This window comes from Paenibacillus sp. LPE1-1-1.1, from assembly GCF_040676435.1.
In the GTDB taxonomy this organism is placed as follows: domain Bacteria; phylum Bacillota; class Bacilli; order Paenibacillales; family Paenibacillaceae; genus Pristimantibacillus.
The window spans coordinates 153,686-178,853 of record NZ_JBEGHY010000047.1 but is presented as its reverse complement, the minus strand read 5'-3'; the positions used below and the strand labels follow the sequence as shown (position 1 = coordinate 178,853).

The following is a 25,168-nucleotide window of genomic DNA, read 5'->3' as shown; positions in this document are numbered from 1 at the left end:
TCCGCCGCTAACCTTGTCCCGAAGGACAAGATCCGCTCGACTTGCATGTATTAGGCACGCCGCCAGCGTTCGTCCTGAGCCAGGATCAAACTCTCCAAATTGGTGTTTGAAATGCTCATTACTTTTTTATCGCTTTTCTAACGATCCGTTAGGATCGTAAGGGCAGTTATTACTCGTTGTTCAGTTTTCAAAGAGCAATCTTTTTTCTTTCGTTCCGGTATGTTTCTTGGCCGGAATAAGAATATACCATGGACAAGACTAGTAATGCAAGTGTTTTTTTAAATTAATTTATAAAACACTGCTTTTTCCATTAATAATAGAGATTCCCCGCACTATAATGCTTCATCAGGTCATATATAAAAGGATTCATCTCCAATATTCATACTCTTTCATTCGCCAGCTATTTGTACTTATCCATAAGCGTGCAAAGAATCTGCTTCATACGTTCAATCAGCTCGGCGGGCTCCTTAACAGTAGCTTCATTTCCTAATCCAATAAAAAACTTCGCAAAAAACGGCAGATCAACCTTTCTAACCTGTCCATCCAAACGGCCAGAGCCGTCCTCGTAAACATGTAGCTTAGGTGTTGGCCACAGCTCAGATTCGCAGCGCTGGACGCCTTCTCTGCTCAAATCCACATTTATGCCGATATACTCCTCCTTCGTTTGAAAAAACGCATCCCGATTTTCAAGATGCACATCCCGCAAATCCATCGGCTTTACTTCGGATGTATCGTACTCGGCCGATTTCATTCTGTCACAGCGGAACAACCGCAGTTCCGCCCGCAGAAAACAGTAAGCTGGACAATACCATAAACCGTTGCTGGCATATATGCCGATCGGTTGAATTTGCCGGCTAGATTTGCCTTCCCGCGATTCATATTCAATGAGCAATACTTTCTGATGAATAGACGCTTCCAGCAGGATGGATAAATAAGATACCTTTGATTGCCTCTCGGGTGTGAAAATATCAACACGGTTTTTCATTTGATCGATGCGATCGCGGACATCGCCAGGCATATAAAAGTAAAACTTGCTAAGTGCCGAAGAGGCTTCTGTCTCAAAGGGAAGATATAAATAGTGCCTGAGGGCATGGCTTGCAAAAAATATCGCTACTGCCTCTTCCTCCGTAAAAGCGATAGGCGGCAAAATTCTTTCCTTGAGCACCTGATAGCCGCCGTGAGGCCCGACCTCGGAATATAAAGGAACGCCGAGCTCGCTTAATTCCTGTAAATCCCGCAATATCGTTCGCGTTGATACTCCAAACTCATGGGCAAGCTCCCTAACGGTGAACTTCCGCATTCTATTGACTGTCATCATCAATTCGATAAGCCGCTTCGATTTAGACATCGCTATGCTCCATTTCTTTTTTAATTATGACAAGTATTGTCACTATTATAAGCTACAATTAGAGCGGAGCCTAATCAAGCAATCAGTATCACTACATTTAATGAACGGAGTGAACAAACATGCCAGCTGTTAACGAAGTCAAAGATTTGCTTCTTGAGGAATTGGAGCATATCGTCAAAACATCCTCGAATCTCATTCTTAAAATTTCACCGGAACACTGGGATTTCAAGCCCCATGACAACATGAGGTCATTGCTGGAGCTTGTGGAGCATCTCGTATCGGTCCCGTCCTCTGATCTGCTTATTCTTCAAGAAAATAGCGAACCGGTGATTCGCAAGCTCGAAGCCGATATTGCGGCTAATCGCGACAAGGAACGTCTAATCGAATGGATGACTGCGGGATTTAATGAAGTGAAAGCGTATATGGAAGGACTCCATGAGGAAGATTTTCTTCATAAGAAAACAAAGCCCTTTTATTTGGAACATGGCTCGGTTCAGGCAAAATGGCTGGTTGAAATTACAACTCATGCCCAGCACCACCGCGCACAGCTGTTTACTTACTTGAAGATGCAAGGCTATGCCGTCAACATGTTCGATTTGTACTAAGCAAAGCAGGATGTGCAGCGCAGCACATACAAATAAGCTCTCCACCGCCAGCGGGCAGTGAGAGCTTATTTTTTTGCTTCAATATAGAGCAGGCTATGATCTAATTCCTATACGCCTATGCTATACGCTTTTCTTTTCCCGAATAATCCCTTGATACCCCTCCGGTATCTTGATATTTACTTTAACCGAATCTGGGTATTGAACGGAAATTTCGATAACCTGCTCTGCGAGCAGCTTCCAAGATACATCGATTTGCCCTGAATCCGAAAGCGGCACGCTCCCCTTCGCCCAAGCTAATCCACATGGATTAGGCATGATGTCCACCTCGCTCCATCCGATTGCCGCACTGCGAATCCCGAGCACCTCACGTCCGAGGAAATAGGCAGGCGCAGAGGACCAAGCATGGCAATGGCTTCTCGTCAGCATATTGGGGTTCGCCCGGTTCTCCGTGAAATTCGGATACATCTCCCAGCAGGTTGTAGCATCATGCTCAATCATTTGCCCGTAATTATGGCGGATGTCATCGACGATCGTTGGGACCTGCCCGGATTCCGACAAGGCTTCATAATAGAAGAAAGACATGAACGGACTGCCGATTTGCACAAAATGAGCAGGCGAATCCAGCAAATATCGCTCCATCACGCTTCTCCGCCCGCCTTGCGCAACACCAGTCAAATAAGCGACAACCTGCGTTTGCACGGAGAAGATGTCCGACCTGCGGCTATCTACGTGAATACAATCGAGATAAGCGGATTGCTCCTCTGACCATAGATGCGCATTGATAGCAGCTAGAAGATCGTCTGCCGCCTGTGTAAACTTCCGCTGCCCTTCCGCATCGCCCGAGAAGACCGCCATTTCGGAGGCGACTCGCAAGGTTTTCACCAAAAAGCAGTTCTGATGAGTTACAATGCCGTCATTCGGCTGGTCAATCGGCGACCAATCGAGCAGGTTCCAGCCTTTGATCGCCAGCAGGCCGTCCTCATTGATTTCTTTTAAGTAATGCTCCAGCGTAAAACGGATATGCGGATACATTTCTTTGGCAAAATCCAGATCTGCTGTTTGCTCCACATATTCCCGGCAAGCAATCGCCCAGAAAAATGTCCAGTTCGGTATAACGCTGCTCCATCCGCTCGGAACCTGATCGGCATACAACGGCGTTTGATCCTTCGACCCCGGCACAAGGCGCAGGCAGCGCTTCACGATATCGTTTACGCCGAACAAATAATTGCTGACCAGCGCCTCATTGCGGCTGTCGCCTACCCAGAACACCTGCTCATAGGCCGGGCAATCCACAAACGTATCCTCCATGCAGAGCTTCGTCGTATGGCGGCTGATCTCCCAAATATCGTTAAGCAGCGGATCAGAGCATTGGAACTTGCCGATTTCGGCAACAGGATAATGATTTGCCATATAATGAACGTTGATCAGCCTGACCGGCTTCACCGCATTTCGGACAGTCAGCATCAAATAACGCAGTCCTCTTCGAACGGGGGACACATACCGCTGCCTCCCTTCCCTGCAAACGTAGCGCAGCGTATTGTCGAGTCCGAACGTATCCTGCCGATAATCTTCCGTCATATACTCGAAGCCGTAAAAGTCTAAAATCGTTCCCGCTTCAGCCTCGATCTCGAAGGACAGATAACCGGTGAGCTCCTTGCTGAAATCGATAACGATTTCGGTGTCGAAGCCCGGATAAACCGGAATAACGCCTGCCGAGGCATTGGGAATCACTGCGTTATGCAGGGCTGCCGGAATCGTTCGGGAGATACTTTCTTTCTTCCAGATGGAGAGGCCTAATACATCTGCTTCGCTAACGAAGCGCTCGTCGATTGCGCGGATATAAGATGAATAAGCAGCCAAATCATCCATAGCAGCTACTTTGTCTATTACTTCTTTATATTGTTGGTCCTCAAAATCAATTTCTCTTGAATGCTGATGATCCAAATATACGGTGCTGTCAAACGGGCCAATCGTAATAAAAGCAGAAGCACCCTCCGGCTCACCCGCTTCCATTAGCGGAGCTCGAAGCTCGACCGGGGCCTCGCTAAAAATACCCAAATGAAGCTTGCCCGTATGCATTCCTCCGCTTACATCGATTAACAATAGATTGTCGCCTCTGCTTAGGGTAACGGCCGCATAGCGCTCAGGCAGAACGCCTGTAAACCGTTCCTCGCCAAGCTTAACCCCGTTCAGCGATACCGCACCCACGCATTCCCCGGCATTCGGGAATCCGAGAATGATTTCCGTCTCCTCCCTTACGCATAGAAGCGTTGCCGCATACCCGGTAAAACCTACGACATTGGCATGGTTCTCGCTGTCTTCAACCATTTGATTGCGTATATCAATGGCCGTAGAATACGTGAAGGATTGAACGCTGTTCAAGGTTAAAATGCGTGATGGATATACAGGGTACTCCGCCAGAAGAGGAATGTCCCGCTCTAATAACGTCGTCCACGGCCCCGTGCCGACAGGCCCTATGATCTTTGACTTCTCCCATCGCGCATCTTGAAAGGCGGTTTCTATCCAGTCTTCCCCCCACAAGCCAGCATCCACATATTCGGAGAAGCCCTGCTGACAGGACATGCGCGGCGAGCGTGTATGATATCCCTCATGTACGGAGGTGTTCCAGGTTTCATCCGTAGCAAGCAGCATTTTCGATTCCGTTTCGGATTCATTGCCGCTGTCTAGTTGAACCAGTAAGCCGCCGCGACCGCGTAAATAATAGAAGGTCGACACGCCAAAATGAAGCACCAGCACCGCAATCGTGTTTACTTGCCCCGGCACCAGCAGATGACCAACCTCATACACATCATAAAATTGCTCGACGGTCCACGAACGGACAGGCCCTCTTCCAACATGCTTGCCGTTGATATAAAGAACGTAACGAGAATCCGCACTGATTCGCAGAGTCGTGTTCGAAGGCGGGGCTGTACGATCATTCGATTGATCAACCACAAAGCTTTTCCTAAAGCAGCGCCATTCGTTGCGTGGGCTTATGGCTTCTCCGCCCCAAATCCAGCTTGCTTTCCAACCGTTATTCGCCATGTCATTCTGCTCCTTTTATGCCAGCTATCGGGTGCTTGCCCGTGCAATCTATTTTTAATTATAGTAAAATCAAGGTACTCATTTACCCCTGTTTCAGACATTTAATCCCTGAAAAGCGACATCCAATGAAAGGGTCGATCAGATCATGCCGAGCAAGCACACGCAGTTGTATAAGGTCGAGCAATATTTACAAAAAAACGACTTAGTCTATGTAAACCGCGCCACCGAAAACTTCCAGCTGCCGCTGCATAACCATGATTTCATTGAACTCGCCTATGTAGCGGAGGGCAAAGGCTTCCATCATATCGGAGAAGAGGTTATGCCGGTATACAAAGGCTTATTATTTATTTTGCCTCCCGGAGTCTCGCATGTCTTCCGGCCTTCAACGCCTTCCCGCACCAGCCCTCCGTTAATTGTATATAATTGCGTCTTCCTGCCGTCCCTGCTCGTTTCGATGAACGAGTGGATTGGCGGCGAGCCGCCGATTGTCGATTTTCTCGAAAAGCAGCTCACCCATCCATCGGCGTTTCAATCCGTGTTTGATTCCAACTACTTGATCGATAGCTTGTTTCGCAGCATGCTGCGCGAATATGAACAGCCGCAAAACGGCTCGGCCGCTTATCTGCAGACGCTGCTCGTACAGCTGCTCGTGTCGATCTATCGTTTGATGCAGGATACGAACAAGCCTTTATTGGAAGAAAAAGCATCTACGTCCTTTGGGCAGATAATCAGCGATTTGGAGCAGCATCCGCATGAGAGTGTGACAGTCGGACAGCTTGCAGCCCGGTGCGGATGGAGCGAGCGTCATTTCAGCCGCGTGTTCAAGCAGCATACCGGACAATCTTTTCTCCAATATCTTCAGCATCTGCGCATCAAAAAAAGCTGCGAGCTTCTAAGAAGCCCGCAGCAGAAAATCAGCGCGATTGCGGAAGAGGCAGGCTACAAAAATATCGATGCCTTTCTCACCCATTTCAAACGGATTGCCGGCATGACGCCTCGCGAATATCGCCGGTTGGTACAAGAACAGAAACAATAGCCTAGAAGATTCGTCCCAGTCCCGCTCACCCTTCTCGTTTATCCATCAGAATATGGCCTTCTTCCAGCTGGATTTCATTGAAGCCTGCCATAGCCTTAGACTCAAACCGGATAGGCCTGCAGCTTGCCGCTATAATGATATTTCTGATATCCGCGTTATGCTCGGCGGGCAGCGAAAATGCTTTGACATAAGCGAAGGCTTCTCCGAGCGTGGCATAAATGGCATTCATTATTTTGTCGTTTTTCACTTTACCCATCAGATTCAAAATCATCGAGCCTTGGGCATCGAGCTTTTCTTTGGCCATTTCAAAAAAGCCCAAGGTCGTTAAATGATAGGGCGTGCCTGCCTCCGTGAAGGCATCCAAAATAATATAATCGAACTCGCCCCGCTCCTGCTCGCACAGCAGCCGGCGGCCGTCTCCGATCCGAACGTTATCCAACTGATAATGGAAGTACGCTCTGCTTAGCCCGACCACCGTCTCGTCGATTTCCGCTACGATAAACCGTTTATCCGGGTAATTCGCGGGGATGGTCCCGATTCCGTGACCGATCATAAAAACATTTTCGAATACGGGGTCGTTCCGCTCCATCAAATGCATAATCGCCCTGGGATATTCCAGCACGATTCGTTTCGGGTTCTTTAGGTCAATCGCGCCCTGTATCGCATGATCAGAAAATTGCAAAAACCGATATTTCCCGATTTCCCCATATAACTGATTGGCTTCGTACACGGAGACGTCTTGAGAGCCGCTGCTTGCCTTTGTTAATAGCTGCAATGAATCGTTCTCCTTATGCTCAAAAAAATATAAAGCTTATCGTATCCTTTTTTTGAAAGAAGTGATCGACAAGCGTTCTTCCACCAGAAAAACTCCCGTTTCCGCAAAACCGCTTTGCTTGTAAAAGCTTACGGCCGGGGCGTTTTGCGTTCCCGTTGCAACCACAATTGCACCGCCGCGGCCAGCAAGGCCTTCTATATACCGGAGCAGCTCCTTGGCTATTCCTTTTCGGAAATGCTTAGGATGAACCATCAAGCGATGAATATCGATGATGTCCGCTTCCCTTTTTATCGCTATCGCCCCGCATAACTCACCGCCTAAGTAATAGCCGTAGAAGGTTTCTTCGCAATCGCGCAGCGTTTCTACGGTATCTTTTAGAGGGGGCAGCTCCTCAAAACGAATCAGCTCGGCCTCTACCTTGTAAGATGGTATTTGAATGCCAAGCACTTCCTTCGCGATGAGCGGATCGGTTATATCGATTTTTTCAATCATGATGGCATGCACGCTTCCTTCTGCGCTTATTCAGTCAATTTTGCATCCGTCCTCACTTCGCCCTCAATCGGCATGATAAGAACATGCGCAAACTGTGGATTATTATAGCGGTCAACCGAGGCTATCTCCGTACTTTTACCGGTACTGTCTACCGTTCCGTACGACAGCCTATCCGCCATTAGAACATCCATAAAATAAACGGATTCGCCAAATGCTTTCGGTTCTTGGCCCGTTTCGCCGTTTTTCCCTATCGTATCCTTTTGCCATTTGATCTCGGCTATGCCATTTTCGTTGACTTCGACATAAGTCACTAAACCTCTATATTCCATCAAATAACGGAGTGCTTCCCCATTCGGGAACGTGTAAATCGTCGTAAAGCCTTCCCCATAGGGTTGAATTACTTTTCCGTAGTTTAACTCCGGAAGATCGAGTACAGCTGCGCGCGCTTTATCGAGTTCACCGCTCATGAGCGTTTTGAACTGCTCTTCACCCGTAGGTGTTCGGACGATGACCTGCTTTGCAGCGTTATTATAGGCGACCGTACCTCCCAGCGTCTCCGTTACAAAGCGGACAGGCACGTAGGTCCGCCCCCGTTTCACCGTAACCGGCGCATCTAATGCGATTTTCTTGCCATTGATGTCGGCCGTTTTCAAGCCGTTCTTCAGACGCACCGTAATTTTGTTAAGCGGATTTTTGATGATAATGGTCTTCGTAGCCGACTCGTAGGAATAGCTAATTTTATCAGGATCATGAAAAGCTTTCAATTGGACCATCGTTCTGCCATTCACATTTAAAACATCGTCCTGGTATAAACCGTTAATAAACATTTTGACAGGTGCGGCAGCGACAGGCGCAGCCATAACCGCAGCGCCCGCACTTAGTACACCTGCTACGGTTAGTGCAGCCGCCGCCGTTTTCATCCATTTTTTCATGATAAATGCCTCCTTAAACATCGAATGTTATTTTGAATTCTCGCTTTTTCCCATGAAAAAAAACACCGTTTTCCCATTTGTAAACGATCGTGGTGAGCGGAGTTCCGTGCGCAGCAAACTACCCCAAGCTCATATATTCCTTCTTTGGATTCGTAAACGCCGTAAAGCTGCCTTCTGCCGTTTGAATGGCGCGTTCTATGATGTCCAGCTTTTCATTTTCCGAAAATACGACGGCATCGTTTCGTTCTCCCGAAATGTTGGATAGGGAAATTTCTTGCGCTCCATTTATTTGCAATGAACTGGCATGCTTTTTGTTAAACGACTCTGTTTGGCTAGCTTGAACAACGATCGGCTCCTGACCGCTCGCACCATTGGTCCTCGTCGTATCGGCAGTGCAGCCAGCGAGAAGAAATACTGCCGATGCCGCCCATACGAGTATACTCTTCACATTTCACACCAGCCCTCTCCTAACGGAACCATATCTTATGGCATTCCTCACGTATAAGACGTCATCCCGCCCAAAAAGGTTACGGTCCGGTTTATTTCGCATCCTGTGTAAAGCAGGATAATCATGGGAATTACTAGAATAATAGAGCAACCTACTTTAGGAGTGAAAACATGAGTATTACAACGTATCCGGAGTTCGTACAGCTAGTCGGTCAATATAAGATTTTTCCATTCTCCGATCTGATTCCCGAGCATCCTTCGCTTACCTCCGTCGTGCCGAGCGACAGCTGGCATACCGATACCGATCGGGACCCTTGGCTGTGGCGCGTCAAGATCGTAAAGGATGAGCACGCAGCATACGGGAAGTTTTTTGGAACCAAAGCTTCCTTCATTCATGTAGACTTGTTTCCGATGATTCCGATGCTGCTCTCGCAGGGCAAAAGCGTAGAAGAACGGTACAGCAGCGGCCTGCTGTCTCAGGACGCTCGGAATATTTACCGGATCATTAAGGAAGCCGGCAATATCGATTCGCGGAACTTGCGCAAAGAATCCAATCTAACGGCCAAGGAACAAAAAAAGGATTACGAGCGTGCGCTCGTTGACCTGCAAAACTTCGCCGATATCGTCATTACCGGCGCGCAGGAGAGTGACTTCGAGGGCGGCTGGAGCAGCATGTGCTTCGAGAGCTCCGACCACTGGCTTTATGAAACGCTCAGCGGAACACCGGAAGCGCCTCGCCATTTAGCCGAAGCCAAAGCGGTCGCCAAAGCGGAGCTAAGCGCGGTCTGCACGGAAAAAGCGCTGAAATATTTGGATAAGAAGCTGCGGTTTTCGCTTTAGCCGAACGCAATTATAAAGGGAGATGCACCAGGTTAGCGCAGGCTAACGGGCATCTCCCCTTTATGTTTTATTCGATTATTTTCTGATAGCTGGCAATATCCAGTCTTCTTCCGAATTTAAAGCCGATCTCTTTGAAATGCGCGCATTGGAGATAGCCGTGTTTCTCGAACAAACGGATGCTTCTTTCGTTTTCGGTGCAGACGGTTGCAATCAATACGCGAAAGCCGCTTGCTCTTCCTTGCTTTTCGAGAAAAGCGATCGCCCGGCTCCCAAGGCCGTGCCCCAGCTGTTCAGGATCCAAGTAGATCGTTACCTCGGCGGTAACATCGTAGGCTTGCTTATTTTTGTGCTGGGTGATGAGAACATAACCCTTGAACATGCCCTCGTCTAAAATAACGAAGGATTTGTATTTGGGACTTTGATGTATCACATTGTTCCGAATCTCTTCCAGGGTTAGCGGCTCCGTATGAAAAGAAATCGTTGTATGTTCAACGTAATAATTGTAAGTACGCATGATCGCGGGCAAATGCTGCTCCTGAATTTCTTCGAAAACGATCGTATCAATCATCATGCTCTCCTTTGTGCCCTCTATTCCGCTCCATCCAGCCTACCGCGTAATCGACTAATTCCTTTACCGGCATGAGCAGCGCGGCAGCATGGCCAACCGTACCTCTCCGCACTTCTCCCGTATCCCGTTCAAATGCTTCGCCCAGCTGTTCAAAATCATCCGAGTTAAAGTCAATGTCTTGAAAACCGGCCCATTTTCGCACGCCTTCTTCAAGAATAGGCGCATGGTTGGTCATTTCGGACTTGCCCACATACTGTGCGCGATATTCCGCCAAATGAAGCGAGGTATTGCGGTTATGGCCCACGCCCAGCAAAAGCACCCAGCCTTCCTCCTCATATAGTCTTGCGATAGGAGAATGTTCACTCAGGCTGTATGCCAGGCTATGATTGGCTGTAATGCTCTCTTTTTTGGCGCCCCAAGCAGCAAAGGATACTTGGGGATGGCCGCTGCGCACAACCCCGTTTTGTTTTCTAAAGCTTTCGTTTATTATCCCCATGCCTCTGCACGGAGTAAGGTCGGCGGAAAAGGCCGGCATCGAATCTCTTAGAGGCTGCCACCATGACTCCCGGACGGGAGGATAGCGCCAGTGCTCCGGGTCGGACAAATCTCCCGTATGGGTCGGCATAACGAGCGTTCCGCTCTCGCCCACGCACTCTTCTATCGCCAAAATGACGGCAACCGGCCCTCCGGCAACATAGCCGCCAAGCGACTTCATCGAGCTGTGCATGATGACCGTCATGTCCGGCTTGATGCCCAGCTTTTTGAAATCTGCCTTCAATGATTCGGGCGTCCAAAGCTCTCCTTGAATTTCTTCCATATGTATCACACCTTCATATTTGTCTAACCATTCATTTGACCGTTCGTTTAACCGTTCGTTTAACAAATCATTTTATTATAAAAACCGCTGTCCTCACCCTACACTGCAGTTTGTGCAGTAGAACGGCATATTGAGCGAAAAGTACCCCGCTACGCTGCAGTTTGTGCAATAGAATCAGCAGCCAGCGGGCTCCGACGGCGCTTATGGGGCTATCCCATTGTATAAACTGCAATCTAGCCCACCATTGGAGCTCTCATGTCAGGTTTCCGTTGTATAATCTGCAGCGTAGGCTCGGAACACGGAATGGCAGTTAAGGGACTTAACAACTGGAGCGGCAGCACGGAACACGAGGTAGTTAAGGGACTTAACAACCGGAGCGGCATCACGGAACACGAGAGAGTTAAGGGACTTAACTACCTGGAGCGGCAGCACAGAACACGAGGTAGTTAAGGGACTTAACAACCGGAGCGGCATCACGGAACACGAGGTAGTTAAGGGACCTAACAACCATGAGCGGCAGCATTGAAAAACACACATTGTGCTGGTATCGGCGCTCCTGTAACCGGAGCTTCTTCTCTACACTCTACACCGCCGTTTGACCAATAGACAACTATAACGGAACTATTTTTCCATCGAGCTGATGAACGCCGTTACTTCTTCCAAACGCTCCGTCTTCAGCACAAGCTTCTCGGTGTCAAATACGAGGAATATAGGGAGGGCTTCGAGACGAAATGCTTTTTTTACATCCATCACATAGCTCGGGTTATACGCCATCCATCCGTATCCGCCGTTAAGAACATTCCTAGCGTCCATCTCGATCTCCTCTACGGGATAGGGCTGGGGCATGTCTTTATCGTGTACAACCGTCGTTTTGTATTTGCCTTTCTGGCCGGCTAGCAATCCCGCTCTCGCAAGCAGTTCTTCGTTCGACATGGACAAAATAATGAGCTCATCCGGCGTTTCCGTTATTTTCTCGGTGGTCGGCGGATTGATCTGAACCTTCTGTCCATGCCTCAAATCCTCCCATCCCAGCTTCTCGCCTGCTTCATTGGTAATTTTCGTGCCGGGAAGCACGCGAGCCTCGTAGCTCGCGCCCCAATCAGCTATAGCCGGACCCGGCTCATCGCGTTTCGCCCATTCCGATATATTGAAGCCGACTGTCTGCTCCTGATTGTTCAGAGTGTCGATGAAGCCGATCATTTGATCATCACGATAATGACCGTACGGTTTATTGCTGCAGGCGGCCAGGAGCATTCCTGCAGTCAGCAAAAGGATGAGCGCCGCTATCCTCATTCGCATCATTATCCATCTCTCCTTTTACTATTTTAAAACGTTCAGCGCCTATCATTTGTTTCAATCTCTTCCAAAAATGCAAAACATTTTGAATGCTGCGCCAATCGTTTCCTCATTTCCGCCCTTGCTATATAATAGAGGAAGTCATCAACAAGCTCCGAACATTGAAAACGCAGCAAAACCTTAAGGAGAAATCATATGGATATCATTGAAATTGTAACGGATTTAATAGACGAGGATACCGATCAGCCCAGGTATCAGTTTGACGAGGAAGCCTTGCAGGAATTAATGAAAAGCATAGACGAAATCGGCCTGCTCTCCCCCATTAAAGTAAGAACGACGAGCAACGGACGGTATAAGATCATTTACGGCAACCGCCGCTACAAAGCCAGCAAAATGCTTGGGAAGCCGACCATTCCTTGTATCGTTTCTACCGTAACGGACGAGATGGAGATCTATTTGGAGCAGATTGCGGAAAATTTGACGCGTGAAGGCTTCTCGCCGATCGAGGAAGCCGAAGCCTTCCATAAACTGCTGAATGATTCGAAATTCCGGAGCTCAACCAAATTTTTATCCGGGAAATTGGGCAAGCCCGAATCCTATATCAAGAACAAATGCGAGCTGCTGAAATTCAGCAATGCGGTAAAGAAGCTGATTGTCAGCGGCACCGAGATCAAGAAAGACAAGCTGACCGAGGATCAATTGCTTCCGCTGAAGGATCTGCCGATGGAGCATCGCGATCCGCTTGCGCTGATTGCAGCCCGCGATGAGCTGCCCGTAAGCGATGTGAAGAAAATAGCGAAGCTGTTTAAGGACAAAACCATTTCTGACAGCACCAAGGACAAGCTGCTCTTCAAAACCGGAAGCGGACTCATCGAAACCTGGTCAACCCATGAGCAGAACAAAGCGGAGCGCGCCAAACCGCCCGCTGAACCCAAACCGGCAGCCCCCAAGGCGGAGAAACCGGCTAAGCCGGAGGTTTCCGAGACGCCGAAGCAAGGTCCATCTGCCGCTTCCGCTACTCCCGTCGAAGATGCTCTTTACCGGCTCGCTGCCGCACTTCCCGCTCACAGCGCCCTAACCGCGGAAACGCTTCAATCCGTCGCCATGATCCATGCGGGCGGTCAGGTTCCTTTTATCCAAGGCGTAGATGCATTAATTCAGCAGTTGGAGAGCCATTTGGCCGAGTGGCGCAGCGTGCGCGAATTTGCAAGCAGCCGCCTGCAAACGGTCGCTTCGTCCGAATAAACGAACAGCCTGTTAAAAAAATTGACCAGTCTATCGCGAGCATAACGCGTTGGCTGGTCTTTTTAACGAGCATAGGCAAATGCCTGATTATAGGAATCCGGCATGTCCAATGCCCGGTTCTTTGGCGCTATCGGCAAACCAACGGACGGTTCTTATTTAACTAATACCGGCTGGGCTCTTAGTCTCTATCCGCCCGCTCTTTAACCAAATACAAAGCTAAATCATGGCCAACCTTTACGCAGCTGCCAGGCTCGACCTGCATATCCTCGTACATGACTCCTCTTCCGTCAGGAATGTAGCCTCTTTTCGCATAGAGCCGCTGCGCGTTGCCGTAATCGTAAAATAAACCAACTCCGATCCCGACAATGCCATACTTATCAAATGCGATTTGTTCCACGGCATCCATCAGCGCGCTGCCGATACCTCGCCGGCGGAGCGAAGGGATGACATCAAAATTATTGATCTCGGGAATGTCCCGTTCTGCAAAATAAGGATAGCTGGATCGGGATAAAAGATGCAGCCAGCCGGCAAATTGGCTATCGTATAATGCGATTAGCGTCATTCGCTCGCCGGTTATATTTTGTTCCGCGCAGCGCTTAATGTAATCCAGCGGTTTGCCAATTCCATGTGCCCCAAGAGCTTGAAAAACCACTTCAACATCCGGTTGTATCATCGGACGGATTTGCAAGAGATCGTTCATTTCCGTTCCCCTTTATCGGTTATTTGCCGGCACGGACGGGAGGCTTAACGCGATCTGGACAAGCTCTCCTAAATCATCGATTACTCCATCGGCATCCCCATTCGCATCCCCGAAAGGAGCAAGTGGCGGGTTCCGTTTCCATACGGCTTTCATTCCTGCGGCACGGCTGGCTTTAATATCGTTAATTAGATGATCGCCTACAAATACAGCTTCTTCGGCTTTTACTCCGAGCTTGGTCAAGGCTCGCATAAAAATGGCCGGGTCGGGCTTGCGCAGCTCCTCCCATTCCGATATCAGCACCTCGTCAAATAAAGGGCTGATGCCCAGCGCTTCGAAATTATCGAATTGAAATTGCCCATAACCGTTTGAGACCAGCGCAATCTTCAGCCCGCGGCTCTTGAGCTCTGTAAGCATAGGCAATAGATGCGGAAAACCGATGCAAAACCTTTTGAAGCCATTCAGATAATCACTTAACAGCGTCTGCCAATCCAGCCCCGCGATCGAAAACTCTTCGATAAGCTGCCGGTAAACCTTGTCCTTCCAAACATAGCCATGATTATCGAGCTCGATAAAACGCTGAACGAAAATATCTTTTTCTACGGATTGCAGAGAAGGGAGCCGATCATATTGATTGCTGACGAATAAAGCAAGTGACGCATCCCGGTCTAACAACGTACCGTCTAAATCAAAGAGTACCGCTTTAATCGCCATACTGCTCAGCCCTTTCCATCATGACTCTTGTATTCGATAGAGAATTTCCTCAGCCCTTCGGCACGGCTAATAAATAATAGTTCTCTCCCGTGCTCACCGATCCTGCATCCTTCCATTTACAGCCTTTGATATAGTAGCGAATATTCGTATCTGTTTCCTCTTTGCCGGCACCTGTACAAACGGTATCCCTGACGCCCCTAAAAGCGCCCGCTAAGTCGTCTCGCGAGTTATCGTAGCGATGCAGGATTTTACGGCCGTCATAGATTAGCTCCGTAATAAGAAGATCCCCTTCGTCCGTTTGGGAAACGATTCTTACTTCACTCTCTTTATTCGCATTTATGTCATCGATAAAGCGATCTAATTGACTGACATTCGAAAGGGTCAAACCCGGTCCCTCGGTAGTGACATCGCCTTCTTTGGAGGTTTCAAGGCTTTTTTCGTTTTTCGATGCATAAATGTAGGCGCACGACAGCACCAAGACAATCGCTAGTCCAATAATCACTCCGTTTACCCTCGTCCTAATCACCATCGGGCCCTCCTTCTTCCTACCGCTTTAAGGTTAGATAACCTATTAGACGGAAGTTCTTCCATTATGTTTCACCCGGCGCTACTTCAACCCACTCGGCGCCCACCAGTTCCATTTTCCGAGCAGCATCATTAAGGAAGGCACCAGCACCATTCTGACGATCGTGGCATCCAGAAAGATAGCGGCTGCGATGCCGATGCCAAGCTGCTTCACCCCGACTACCTCGCCGAAGGCGAAAGGAGCGGTAACGGCAATCATGATGGCAGCGGCTGCGGTAATAATGCTGCTTACGGATGACAGTCCCTTTCGAACAGCTTGTTCGTTGCTGCCTGTTCTGTCATATTCTTCTTTCATCCGCGAGACAAGAAATACGCCGTAATCCATGCTAATGCCAAAGACGAGACCGAAAATAAAGACCGGAATCATAATCGCGATACTGCTCGGCTCCATCCCCCATCGACCTTCCGTGAAAATCCACGTCAATATGCCGAAGGAAGCGCCTATGCTCAGCAGATTCAGCAGGATCGTCTTAACCGCGAGGAGCACGGACCGAAAGGCGATAAAAAGGACCATAAAATTGGATAGCAGCAAAAAGAGAAGCACGCGGCCCAAGCTGCCGAATATAAGATCATGAACCTCCTGCTGGTATTTCGCTTCGCCGCCCAGCGTGAAATCCAGCGGCGATGACAGCGCTTTTTGCTCCCATTCCCTCACCCACTTCATGGCTGCATCCGAGGACGGCTCGTCCGCTAGGGTCAACTGCAGCAGAAGCCGGTTCCCGCTCAGAAACGGCTGGAGCGCTTTTTCGTATTTCTTCTTTTGCAGCGGCCTCTGGACAAGGACCGACAGCTGCTCCGGCGAAAGCTTAAGCTCAGAAAATATCGAGTTGACCTCTTTCACGTCCGGATCATGCTTCAACCGTTCCGTCAGCGCAAAGGCTTCCGTCCAATCCGATTGCCGGAGAAACATAGCTTTACCTTCGATAACAACCCAAACCTTCGATTCGGATGGCTGCTCGAATACAGCGGCATAAACTTCCGCGGCCAGCCGTGAATCGTAGCTTTGCGGCAATGAGGTCTCATCAGGAATAGATGCCTGCATGTTTCTCAATGGCAGTATGCACAGCAAAAGCAAGCCTGCGGCTAACAAGCCCGTGACAGAAGGTCTCTTCATGACCAAGCGTGCAAGACCCTCCCAAAATCCGGTTTGGACGGCTTTTTTCTTGCTCTTGTTTGCCTTATACAAAACAGGCAGGCACACGGCAAAAAGAGCCGGCAGCAGCGAAAATGCCAGCAGCAACGATACGGCAACCACAGTCATCGCGCTGAGTGCAATGGAGGAGAACATCGGCAGAGGAATCCAGATGAAGCTAAGCAATCCCAAGAAGACGCTGGCAGCCGACGCAAAAACTGCCCTTCCGGCAGTCTTCATCGTTTCTGTCAAAGCCTCGGCAGGGTCTGGTTTCCCTTGGAGTTCTAAGCGGAACCGGCTGACGAGCATCAGCGCAAAATCAATGCTTAAAGCGAGCCCTACCATCGGAATGACATTCAAAACAAAATTGGATAACGCCAGCTTCGTGCCCAACCCGTATAGGAGTCCCATCGCAATCGGCGCGCCCGTCACTCCAATCGCAATAGGGAGCAGCGCAGTCGCGACTCTCCGAAAAACAAGCCACATGACCAGAAATGCCAGCGGTATGCCGATAAGCTCGGCTTTTGCCAAATCTTTATGGCTAGCTTCATTAACATCCGCCTGGATGGCCGATTTTCCGGTAATCTTGACCGATATTCCGTTGGAGGGCGGCAGCAGCCCCTTTAGCTGCTTCAATACGTTATTCATCCGATAGGGGGGATGCGAGAAAGCAAGGAGCGCGTATGCATGGTTTTCTTCCAGCATCCCTCGCCGCACAAGCGGGGACACCAGCTCCTCTAAGCCGTCAATCCCCTCAACCCGCAGCAGCGCTTGTGCGATAAAACGAAGAAAACGAGCCTGGGTAACACCGTTTCCCTTCTCGAAGAGCAGCAAGACTGGGGCTTCGGCGATATTAAAGTCAGATGCCAGCACCCGCTGCACCTGCGCATAGGAGCCATCCTGCGGGTACAAGCCGTGATCCTGAACGACGGCATCCAGCTTCAAAGCATTAACGCCCATAAACAATAGGACGGCCGCCCACATGAAAATGAACACCCTCGGAAACCGGAAGGAAAGCTGAGCTAAACCATTGATCACATCCCTCCGCTCCTTCCGGTATCGATTGCGTTCATTAGGGTCGGTATGGCTTTAATCTGGTTGCGTTCACTAGCGCCTCCGCTATTCCGGGAGCAAGCCTTGCTGCTTGCGGCATCCAGCTCTCGGCATTCGGCATACTGAACAGCCATTGCAGGAGGCTGCCCCAACGCAGCGCGCCCTTAAACTCCCGATGGATCAGCTTCGTGTAAGCCTGCTGCCACCCGGATACCGACAGATCCCCGCGCAAGCAGCTGTCTGCAAGCGGCGCACATAGGACGGCCGACCGCAGCGCCATCGACATCCCGTCGCCGCAAAGCGGCGGGATCATCGCAGCCGCATCGCCAAGCAGCGGAAGCTGATCCCATGCCAGCGGCTTGCGGTTCAAGTAGATCGGCGAGACAGCTGCCTGTGACCCTGATACAGGCTGCGCATGCGCCAGCTTCCGCTGCAGCTTCGGGTTCCGCCTCGCAGCGGCTTGAATAATCGTTAGGATCGTTTTGCCCGCATTCACAAAAGCATCCCGCTGCAGCAATGCCGACGCGTTTACAAGGCCTCCTTCGATCGGACATAACCCTAAATAACCGCCCCGGAAAAAATACAGCTCGATGACAGGCTCCATAACCAAGCCGTGATAATGGGTTTTCAAGCCTATATACGAAGGTTTGGCCGAATTTGCTTGCCGAAAGCCAGGCAGCCCCGCCCGCTGGCTCGCTCCCCAAGCAGCAATGACGGTCCTTGCTTCTACCGTGCCGGCCTGTCCGTTCTGCTTGATATCAATGCTAAAGCCGTGCTTCGCGGGACGAACCGCCGTAACCGTTGTCCCCGTCTCCAGCCTCGCGCCCGCGTGCTGGGCAGCAAGGTGAATGGCGGAGTCCAGGGCGAAGCGGCTTAGCCCCGACGCTTTCCCGGGCAGCGGTATTTCCACCTCGGCGCCATTTTCAAAAATCAACCGTATCCGCTCTATGCTGCTCGGCTCCAATGCCGTAATTGCGTCGCTTATGCCCAGCGCTTGCAGCGTGCTTTGCGACTCCGGAGACAGAAACTCCCCGCATACCTTATGCCGGGGAAAATGCTGACGGTCAAGCAGCAGCGTGTCCCAGCCCTTATCCGCGAGCGACTTCGCTATGCTGCTCCCCGCCAAGCCCGCGCCAAGTACGGCTGCATCATGAATCGTTGTCATTCCGCTCAACTCCGTCAGCTCTGTTTGCCTATTCCTTGCTAATGACGACTGCATAACGAAACAAAGGTCTCCATCTATAGGAAAGGCCAGGAATTCCAAGCGTATAGCCGAGTTTCTGCCAATCCTTCGCGCGAAAGCCTTTGGCCACCGATAGCGGACCGTCGTTTAGGATATAGCGATTGGAAGAAATCAGCCGCGTCGTCAGCCACACGGCCGCCCACGCAAGCCAGTGGCGATGAATGTCATTAATGACCACGCCCAGCCTTGAAGCATTCAGCATGCTGCGGACGGCATTCGGCAGCTCCCTATCATCAAAATGATGAAGAAATTGCGTTCCCGTCACGATATCCGCATTCTCAGCAGGCATGGCAAACAGGTCTCCCCGCTTAACCTGCACCCTAGGCTCATCCCGAAAAATAAGCCTCGCTTCCTCGCAAGCCTCCTCGGTAACATCCACAAGCCGGATTGCCAGCGTAATCCGCTCTTCATCCGCCCACTTCAGCAGCCGCTTGTTCACGTCGCCGGAGCCGGCGCCGATATCCAAGATCGATAAGACTCTCGGCTTACCCGCTTGTGCCCATAATATCTTGACGCCATGCACCGTCGGCGCAGAAGCCGCAAAAATCCGGTTTAACCGGCGAAGGTGACGCAGTGCTTCCCGAAGCTCTGAGCCCCCCGCCGAAAAATCATCCATTAATTCCGCAGCCGATGCCCTATTGCGCAGCCCTCTAGACATACGCCCCATCCGCTGCCGGCTCACGTTCTTTCTCAAGCACGGCAGGAACATAAGCGATCTTGATCATTTCCGCCGTCAGTCCTGGACCGAAGGCTAACGCGATGCCGCTCGCCGGTCCCGAGCCGCTTTCCTCAAGATGAAGCCTCATCGCATTCAGAACAAACAGAATCGTAGCCGAGGATACGTTGCCGTAATCACGCAGCACCCCAAGGCTGTGCGCCGTCTGCTCATCCGTAAGCCCGAATTTATTTTGCAAAATATCAATAATCCCCTTCCCGCCCGGATGGATCGCCCATAGCTCTAAATCCTCCTCGCTGCACAGACGCTCTACCTCGGCAGGAATGAAATCACCGATCAGCTTCGGAATATTCGGGGAAAGATAGAGGTCAAAGCCATGGTTGCCTACCTCCCATACCATCTCTTCGGCGCAGTCGGGAAGCAGGACAGACCGCTCCTGGCCGAGGGTAAAAATAGGCTTGTGAAAGGGCTTGGCCGCCCCAACGACACAGGCAGATGCCCCGTCTCCAAAGAAGGAGGCGGCAAACAGCGACTCTCTGTCGCCTGAAGGCTGGATATGCAGCGTGCACAGCTCGACGCAAACGACTAATACGTGGGCAGCGCTGTCGGCTGCCACGATTTGGCGGGATAAGCCGATGGCTTTAAGACCGGCGGCGCAGCCAAGGAAATTAAGCGGTATGCGCGTTACCTCAGTCGACAAGCCCAATTCGCGGACCAACGCCGCATCCATTCCGGGCAAAAACTGCCCCGTACAGCTGACCGTTATGAGATGCGTCACGTCAGCAGCCGCAACATCGCCATCAGATAGAGCTTGTCTTGCCGCATGCAGGCCGAGCGGAACGGATTCCCGCTTATAGACGCCCATCCGCTCAGCCGTCGAAGGGGCCGCCTCCGGAGAAGCGCTTGGCAGATAGCGGCATTCGGCGGCTTCCGCCAGCAGGTTCGGCTCGCAGGTATAGCGGCTTTGCACGCCGCATTGCTTAAATATCCTTCTGCCCCACCTTGCGGAATCCGGCTTGTCGCTCAGCGCATCGACCAGCCTGCGCGCCGTATCGGCTTGGTCTACCAAATAAGGCGGTACCGCCGTGCCCATCCCTAAAATCGCAATCCCCGATTGTGCGTTTTTCATATCGTCATCCTTCATCCTCTCTGATAGCCGTGTTCGGACAAGTTTTCTGCTTTTAACAAGTGTATTCCGCATCTCTTCATGATATGATTGTGAATTTTACAGGCATTTCCAATCATTTGTAATAAACATGAAATCTAATTTTCATCTCGTTTTAATGAAAACCGCCTATAATAAAAACAACCCCCTTTTGTAATATATATATGAAGACCCACAGCACCGAATGCTGTGGGTCTCTTTTTGTCCAATGGGACGGTTAATTTATGCTGTAAAGCATCGCCAGCTTCTTAATATGCCGGGTCAGTTCTTCAATTAAATCGGGAGGCTCTATAACCGTAACTAAGCTGCTGTAGCTTAAAATATTCCGAATAGCCCGCTCCGTAGAGGAATAATGGGTGATGACCGACATGGTGCCGTCCGGATTATCGATTACTTTGTCATAACCGAATTCATCTCTTACCCTCGTCTTCGCTTCCGAGTGAAATCGCAGCACCGCCCTCACCTTGGTGAAATTAGCCTGCCCCATGAATTGCTGCTCGATATCCTGCAGGGTATAGGGGCGTCTTACGAACGTGTGAGGCAAGCTGACCAGATTGAGCATACGCGAGAGCCTAAATACGCGAATGTCGGACCGAGAAAGGCAATAGCCGTATAGATACCATACATAGCCTTTTAGAAAAAGCCCCATCGGCTCCACTGTCCGTTCGGATTGCTGTCCTTTGTTGTCCAGGTAGTCAAAGCGAACCAGCCTAAGCTCCTTTATCGCTTTGTGCAGCGGTTCGATTTTTTCTTTGTCATTGGGGACCGGGGAGAAATCAAAATCTACGTTAGCCGCGTTATCCGAACTGGATGAAGCAGGCAATAAAGCGCCTATTCTCTCTAGCAGCCCATGGATATCCGAGCTGTCCGTAGCCGATTGTGCTCCACGCAGCGCTGAAATAATGGATGAAAAGTCATCAAGGGACAAGATTTGTTTGTCTATGCGGTAGCCCGGCATAATCTCATACCCTCCGTCTGATCCGGGAAAGGACACAATCGGAATGCCGGCCTGATTAATCGAATCCATGTCCCGGTAAATCGTGCGCAAAGAAACCTCGAAGCGCTCCGCCAGCTCGGTCGCACTGACGCGGGGTTGGTTCAGTAACGTCATGGTAATGGAGAGCAGACGGTCCAGCTTCATTTGAGGTTCCTCCCATGTGAAATATCACGCGTTTATTTTCTGATTCCCATTACTTTCTGCGTACAGCGGACTAAAACCTTCTTTGCTGCTTTTATCGGAAGCGGCGGAAGAAAGCCTGCAGCTCGGGAGCGAGTAGATCCGGCGCATCCAGTGCTGCAAAATGCGTACCGCGTTCAAACTCCGACCACTGCACGATATTCGTATTATCGCGATTGGCAAAACGCTTCATGGATTTAAAATCATGGCCAAACACTGCTACTCCCGTCGCCGTCCCATTCGCGTCTTGCGAAGCTTGCTCCTGATTATGGACATTCTCATAATAGAGGCGGGCGGAGGATTCTGCCGTATTGGTCAGCCAGTAAATCATCACATTCGTGAGCAGCGCATCACGGTCGATATGATCGATATGGTCGCCGAAACCATTAAACAGCTCGGCAATCCAAGCGAGCTGGCCTGTCGGAGAATCAGCAAGACCGTAAGAGAGCGTCTGCGGGCGCGTTTGCTGTATGGCGTTGAAGCCTGCGCGCTCATGGAAATTAGCTAGAAATTGTAGACGGCTTTGATCATCTTCAGACAGATCTGCCATTTCTGCCGGATCGCCGGATGGGAAGGAGAACAATTGCAGCACTTGAATGGCGAGAAGCCCCTCAGGCTTTTGAATGCCCATCTCACGGGATACCAGGGCACCGCAATCGCTGCCGTGGGCGCCATATTTGTCATAGCCTAGTCGGTTCATAAGCTCTGCCCAAGCTTTAGCGATGCGGTTAATATCCCAGCCCGGCTCAAGCGCCGAACCTGAAAACCCAAAGCCCGGCACAGAAGGAATGACGAGATGAAAGGCATTTGCGGGATCGCCTCCATGGGCGCGAGGATCGGTAAGCGGGCCAATGAGGTCCCAAAATTCTACGATCGAGCTCGGCCAGCCGTGCGTTAATATGAGCGGAAATGCATCGGGCTCAGGCGAACGGACATGCATGAAATGGATATTGGCACCGTCAATTGCGGTTGTGAACTGCGGGAATTCATTTAAGCGCGCTTCATGCTTGCGCCAGTCATATTCGTTTATCCAATAGTTCGTCAGCTCTTTCACATAAGACAACGATACTCCATATTTCCAGCCGGCGGCCTGCATCGCATTGGGCCAGCGGGTATGTGTTAAGCGATACTGCAGGTCTTCTAGCTCCATGTCGGGAATGTCGATGTGAAATGGGCGAATCTCCGTATTTACCGTGTTTGTGGTTACGTTGGATTTAATCGTTGTCATTTGATGCAGCCTCCTCGAATTGGGTTGTTTCTTTGTTCTTCTTTACACTTCTTATGTTAAAGCATCCACCCTGACAGCATTATGTCAGGGTTCCGGGGACATTCAAAAAAATTTGATAAAGGCAAGATGCGTGCCGCGCAAAATCCTATCTTTACAAGCGAACATATATTCGCTATTATATGTGTGGGTATATTTTCCATATAATGAGGAGGACGATAAGGATGGCTGCTCATCAAGTCGATGCGATGGAAAGAGAAGAGCTCAAGCTGGTTGGTTTCTCAATAACGGAAAGTTTGAACCATGTGTTAGAATCGAAGATTGTAGGAGCGCTGCGCGAAGGCTTGCAGCAGCGAATGGACGAAATTGAAAATCCGAAAGGAACCGGAATCTATTTAATTCAAATTTATCCGCAAGACGGCCACTGGACTCCCGATGTGCCCTTTCAACATGTGATCGCCTTCGAAGTAACCTCGATTGATAAAATTCCTTATGGCATGATCGCTCATACGGTACCATCCGGCCGCTTCATCAAAATTATACATAAAGGCGATGAATCACAAATTGGTGCAACTTACGATTTTATAAATCATACCTATGGCGAACGGCCGATCGATATAGAATATTGGAGCGATATTCATACCCTGGACAGCGAAGACAGCCAAATCGATATTTATATTCCCGCTTAACAAAATCATTCTTTTTTGCCTTCATGGCTTACGGCGCAGCCTAAGAGAAAAGGCCCGCCGAGCTCCGGCGGGCCTTTTCTTTATGATCACAAGCTGCTTCGTCAACGTCTCGATCGAGCCATTCCATCCGCTGATTTTGGCGGGCGTATTAGTTTGCCGTTAAATCAATGCCGTAATCTTTCGCGAATACTAAATGAGTGTCGACTTTGACATCGTTACCCGAGGCTTGCAAATTATACACCCGGGCGCCGCGCAGTCTGTTCCGCTCTGCACCTTCCAGCCCATAGGCGCCGAACCCCGTACTTCCGCAGTAACCGAGCATGACGCCGTAATAATTGCCGCAATACGTATTTACATGGTCATGACCGCAAAATACGCCTTTGACGTCGCCGCGCTCGAGAATTGCGGAGAACATGCCGCTGTTAATCGGGCCCGGACATTCTTCCTCGTTCCGCTCGCCAACGATGCCATGCTTCACTACGGCTCTGGCATGATCGGCTTCCGTTCTGCCATCCACGCTGGCGAACCACATAAACCGGTATTCCCAGAGCGGGATATGGATGAACATGAGTGACGGAATCTTTCGGCCGTTCTGCTTCTCGAGTGCCTCGGACGTTTCGTAATACCAATTGACTTGATTATTTTTCAGCCAGTCCCATGTCGGATAGCCTTCAAAATCTTGACCCGCGATTTCCTTCGGCGCGTACCTGCCGCTATCCAGCAGCCACATGTTAAATACGGGTTTCTTACTGTCGTGTCCGCCGATCAACAGATTCATATTCCCCGTACCCGTGATACCTTTCTCGCCGTTCTCATTTTTGTTGTATTTATAAGAGCGATAAATTTGCAGCATTGCTTCTTCATTGATGCCGCTGTTTGGCGTGGAATCCTCATCATGGTTGCCGAAGGTAATCGCCCAAGGGATTCCGCGTTCTTCCATTGGCATCGCTATATTATTAATCGCCTTCTTCACTTCGGCCGGCGTGTCGGTTCCGCCGGTTATGTTATCCCCGTTTAAAACGACAAATCCCGGTTTCTCCTCATCCAGCACCCGTTCCATAAGCTGCACCGTGCGCGGGTCGATATCCTCGTCGTCCTGCGTATCGTTGAACTGGACGATTTTGAACGTGCCGTCCGAATTGAAATGAAGCTTGGCTTCCCCATTCGTCTTGGCATCCGGTTTGTCATTCTCTTTCGCGAAAGCCGTTCCGGAAAATAGATTTCCGGGAACGCCTGCCGCCCCAGCCGTTAGTGCCAGCGCGCTCAAACCGCCAATTTTCAAAAATTCCTTCCGATTCATGCCCTTCTGTTCATTGCCGCTGCTCAAATGAATACCTCCCGAAAAAGTTGTTCACCACAATTCCAT

Annotated in this window: 24 protein-coding genes and 1 rRNA gene; 5 read left to right on the top strand and 20 right to left on the bottom strand. The window is 50.2% G+C overall.

The features are described from left to right. Together MRBLPE1_RS32710 and MRBLPE1_RS32705 are read right to left on the bottom strand one after the other, a co-directional pair. Nucleotides 1-101 (bottom strand): 16S ribosomal RNA (locus MRBLPE1_RS32710); the annotation flags it as partial. Between the two features lie 299 nt (nucleotides 102-400). Further along, nucleotides 401-1,348, bottom strand: coding sequence for a helix-turn-helix transcriptional regulator (locus MRBLPE1_RS32705; protein WP_364154617.1), 948 nt, complete (start codon nucleotides 1,346-1,348; stop codon nucleotides 401-403). 119 nt (nucleotides 1,349-1,467) lie between these two features. On the opposite strand from MRBLPE1_RS32705, the gene MRBLPE1_RS32700 reads away from it, so the two are divergent. Further along, complete coding sequence (locus MRBLPE1_RS32700; protein WP_364154614.1) at nucleotides 1,468-1,953, top strand: DinB family protein; 486 nt, start codon at nucleotides 1,468-1,470, stop codon at nucleotides 1,951-1,953. A gap of 120 nt (nucleotides 1,954-2,073) precedes the next feature. Here the strand turns inward: MRBLPE1_RS32700 and MRBLPE1_RS32695 are convergent, their stop codons facing one another. After that, complete coding sequence (locus MRBLPE1_RS32695) at nucleotides 2,074-4,998, bottom strand: family 78 glycoside hydrolase catalytic domain (RefSeq protein WP_364154612.1); 2,925 nt, start codon at nucleotides 4,996-4,998, stop codon at nucleotides 2,074-2,076. 145 nt (nucleotides 4,999-5,143) lie between these two features. Here MRBLPE1_RS32695 and MRBLPE1_RS32690 point away from each other — a divergent pair, with 145 nt between their 5' ends. Further along, nucleotides 5,144-6,034 (top strand): AraC family transcriptional regulator, encoded by an 891-nt coding sequence (locus tag MRBLPE1_RS32690; protein WP_364154609.1) that lies wholly within the window; start codon nucleotides 5,144-5,146, stop codon nucleotides 6,032-6,034. Nucleotides 6,035-6,059: 25 nt separating this feature from the next. On the opposite strand, the gene MRBLPE1_RS32685 is transcribed toward MRBLPE1_RS32690, so the two are convergent. The 4 genes from MRBLPE1_RS32685 to MRBLPE1_RS32670 all read right to left on the bottom strand — a co-directional run bounded on the left by MRBLPE1_RS32685 (nucleotide 6,060) and on the right by MRBLPE1_RS32670 (nucleotide 8,681). After that, a complete protein-coding gene (locus tag MRBLPE1_RS32685) occupies nucleotides 6,060-6,809 on the bottom strand; it encodes a spermidine synthase (protein ID WP_364154607.1) in 750 nt (249 codons plus the stop codon). A 36-nt stretch (nucleotides 6,810-6,845) separates the two neighbouring features. Beyond that, nucleotides 6,846-7,301: a GNAT family N-acetyltransferase gene (locus MRBLPE1_RS32680; RefSeq protein ID WP_364154604.1), complete on the bottom strand. Its 456-nt coding sequence runs from the start codon at nucleotides 7,299-7,301 to the stop codon at nucleotides 6,846-6,848. Nucleotides 7,302-7,327: 26 nt separating this feature from the next. Further along, complete coding sequence (locus MRBLPE1_RS32675) at nucleotides 7,328-8,233, bottom strand: copper amine oxidase N-terminal domain-containing protein (RefSeq protein WP_364154601.1); 906 nt, start codon at nucleotides 8,231-8,233, stop codon at nucleotides 7,328-7,330. Between the two features lie 118 nt (nucleotides 8,234-8,351). Continuing rightward, on the bottom strand, nucleotides 8,352-8,681 hold the full coding sequence (locus MRBLPE1_RS32670; RefSeq protein WP_364154599.1) for a hypothetical protein: 330 nt from the start codon (nucleotides 8,679-8,681) through the stop codon (nucleotides 8,352-8,354). A 170-nt stretch (nucleotides 8,682-8,851) separates the two neighbouring features. Between MRBLPE1_RS32670 and MRBLPE1_RS32665 the strand changes: the two genes are divergently transcribed. Further along, nucleotides 8,852-9,520, top strand: coding sequence for an AlkZ-related protein (locus tag MRBLPE1_RS32665; protein WP_364154596.1), 669 nt, complete (start codon nucleotides 8,852-8,854; stop codon nucleotides 9,518-9,520). Between the two features lie 67 nt (nucleotides 9,521-9,587). Here the strand turns inward: MRBLPE1_RS32665 and MRBLPE1_RS32660 are convergent, their stop codons facing one another. The 3 genes from MRBLPE1_RS32660 to MRBLPE1_RS32650 form a co-directional block, all read right to left on the bottom strand. Beyond that, the gene (locus MRBLPE1_RS32660; protein ID WP_364154594.1) at nucleotides 9,588-10,088 is read right to left on the bottom strand and encodes a GNAT family N-acetyltransferase; all 501 of its coding nucleotides are present in this window, start codon (nucleotides 10,086-10,088) and stop codon (nucleotides 9,588-9,590) included. Beyond that, a complete protein-coding gene (locus tag MRBLPE1_RS32655; RefSeq protein ID WP_364154591.1) occupies nucleotides 10,081-10,905 on the bottom strand; it encodes an aminoglycoside N(3)-acetyltransferase in 825 nt (274 codons plus the stop codon). The genes MRBLPE1_RS32660 and MRBLPE1_RS32655 overlap by 8 nt, the downstream gene beginning before the upstream one ends. A gap of 621 nt (nucleotides 10,906-11,526) precedes the next feature. Then, complete coding sequence (locus MRBLPE1_RS32650; RefSeq protein ID WP_364154589.1) at nucleotides 11,527-12,207, bottom strand: hypothetical protein; 681 nt, start codon at nucleotides 12,205-12,207, stop codon at nucleotides 11,527-11,529. 189 nt (nucleotides 12,208-12,396) lie between these two features. Between MRBLPE1_RS32650 and MRBLPE1_RS32645 the strand changes: the two genes are divergently transcribed. Then, nucleotides 12,397-13,446, top strand: a complete 1,050-nt coding sequence (locus MRBLPE1_RS32645) for a ParB/RepB/Spo0J family partition protein (protein ID WP_364154586.1) — start codon at nucleotides 12,397-12,399, stop codon at nucleotides 13,444-13,446. A gap of 178 nt (nucleotides 13,447-13,624) precedes the next feature. Here MRBLPE1_RS32645 and MRBLPE1_RS32640 read toward each other — a convergent pair whose 3' ends face one another. From MRBLPE1_RS32640 to MRBLPE1_RS32600, 9 genes are all read right to left on the bottom strand, one after another. Beyond that, a complete protein-coding gene (locus MRBLPE1_RS32640; protein ID WP_364154583.1) occupies nucleotides 13,625-14,146 on the bottom strand; it encodes a GNAT family N-acetyltransferase in 522 nt (173 codons plus the stop codon). A gap of 12 nt (nucleotides 14,147-14,158) precedes the next feature. Next, nucleotides 14,159-14,857: an HAD family hydrolase gene (locus tag MRBLPE1_RS32635; RefSeq protein ID WP_364154581.1), complete on the bottom strand. Its 699-nt coding sequence runs from the start codon at nucleotides 14,855-14,857 to the stop codon at nucleotides 14,159-14,161. 49 nt (nucleotides 14,858-14,906) lie between these two features. Then, a complete protein-coding gene (locus tag MRBLPE1_RS32630; RefSeq protein ID WP_364154578.1) occupies nucleotides 14,907-15,383 on the bottom strand; it encodes a DUF4362 domain-containing protein in 477 nt (158 codons plus the stop codon). Between the two features lie 81 nt (nucleotides 15,384-15,464). Further along, a complete protein-coding gene (locus tag MRBLPE1_RS32625; RefSeq protein ID WP_364154576.1) occupies nucleotides 15,465-17,612 on the bottom strand; it encodes an MMPL family transporter in 2,148 nt (715 codons plus the stop codon). Between the two features lie 34 nt (nucleotides 17,613-17,646). Further along, the gene (locus MRBLPE1_RS32620) at nucleotides 17,647-18,792 is read right to left on the bottom strand and encodes an NAD(P)/FAD-dependent oxidoreductase (protein ID WP_364154573.1); all 1,146 of its coding nucleotides are present in this window, start codon (nucleotides 18,790-18,792) and stop codon (nucleotides 17,647-17,649) included. A 28-nt stretch (nucleotides 18,793-18,820) separates the two neighbouring features. Then, a complete protein-coding gene (locus MRBLPE1_RS32615; protein WP_364154571.1) occupies nucleotides 18,821-19,528 on the bottom strand; it encodes a methyltransferase domain-containing protein in 708 nt (235 codons plus the stop codon). After that, nucleotides 19,521-20,675 carry a type III polyketide synthase gene (locus MRBLPE1_RS32610; protein ID WP_364154568.1) on the bottom strand — a complete coding sequence of 385 codons (1,155 nt, stop codon included), beginning with the start codon at nucleotides 20,673-20,675 and terminating at the stop codon, nucleotides 19,521-19,523. The genes MRBLPE1_RS32615 and MRBLPE1_RS32610 overlap by 8 nt, the downstream gene beginning before the upstream one ends. A 253-nt stretch (nucleotides 20,676-20,928) precedes the next feature. Then, complete coding sequence (locus MRBLPE1_RS32605; RefSeq protein ID WP_364154565.1) at nucleotides 20,929-21,852, bottom strand: helix-turn-helix transcriptional regulator; 924 nt, start codon at nucleotides 21,850-21,852, stop codon at nucleotides 20,929-20,931. Nucleotides 21,853-21,943: 91 nt separating this feature from the next. Then, nucleotides 21,944-23,116 (bottom strand): epoxide hydrolase family protein, encoded by a 1,173-nt coding sequence (locus tag MRBLPE1_RS32600; protein WP_364154563.1) that lies wholly within the window; start codon nucleotides 23,114-23,116, stop codon nucleotides 21,944-21,946. Between the two features lie 221 nt (nucleotides 23,117-23,337). Here MRBLPE1_RS32600 and MRBLPE1_RS32595 point away from each other — a divergent pair, with 221 nt between their 5' ends. Further along, complete coding sequence (locus MRBLPE1_RS32595; RefSeq protein ID WP_364154561.1) at nucleotides 23,338-23,802, top strand: GyrI-like domain-containing protein; 465 nt, start codon at nucleotides 23,338-23,340, stop codon at nucleotides 23,800-23,802. Between the two features lie 148 nt (nucleotides 23,803-23,950). Here the strand turns inward: MRBLPE1_RS32595 and MRBLPE1_RS32590 are convergent, their stop codons facing one another. Continuing rightward, nucleotides 23,951-25,129: a metallophosphoesterase family protein gene (locus MRBLPE1_RS32590; RefSeq protein WP_364154559.1), complete on the bottom strand. Its 1,179-nt coding sequence runs from the start codon at nucleotides 25,127-25,129 to the stop codon at nucleotides 23,951-23,953. Nucleotides 25,130-25,168: the final 39 nt, after the last annotated feature.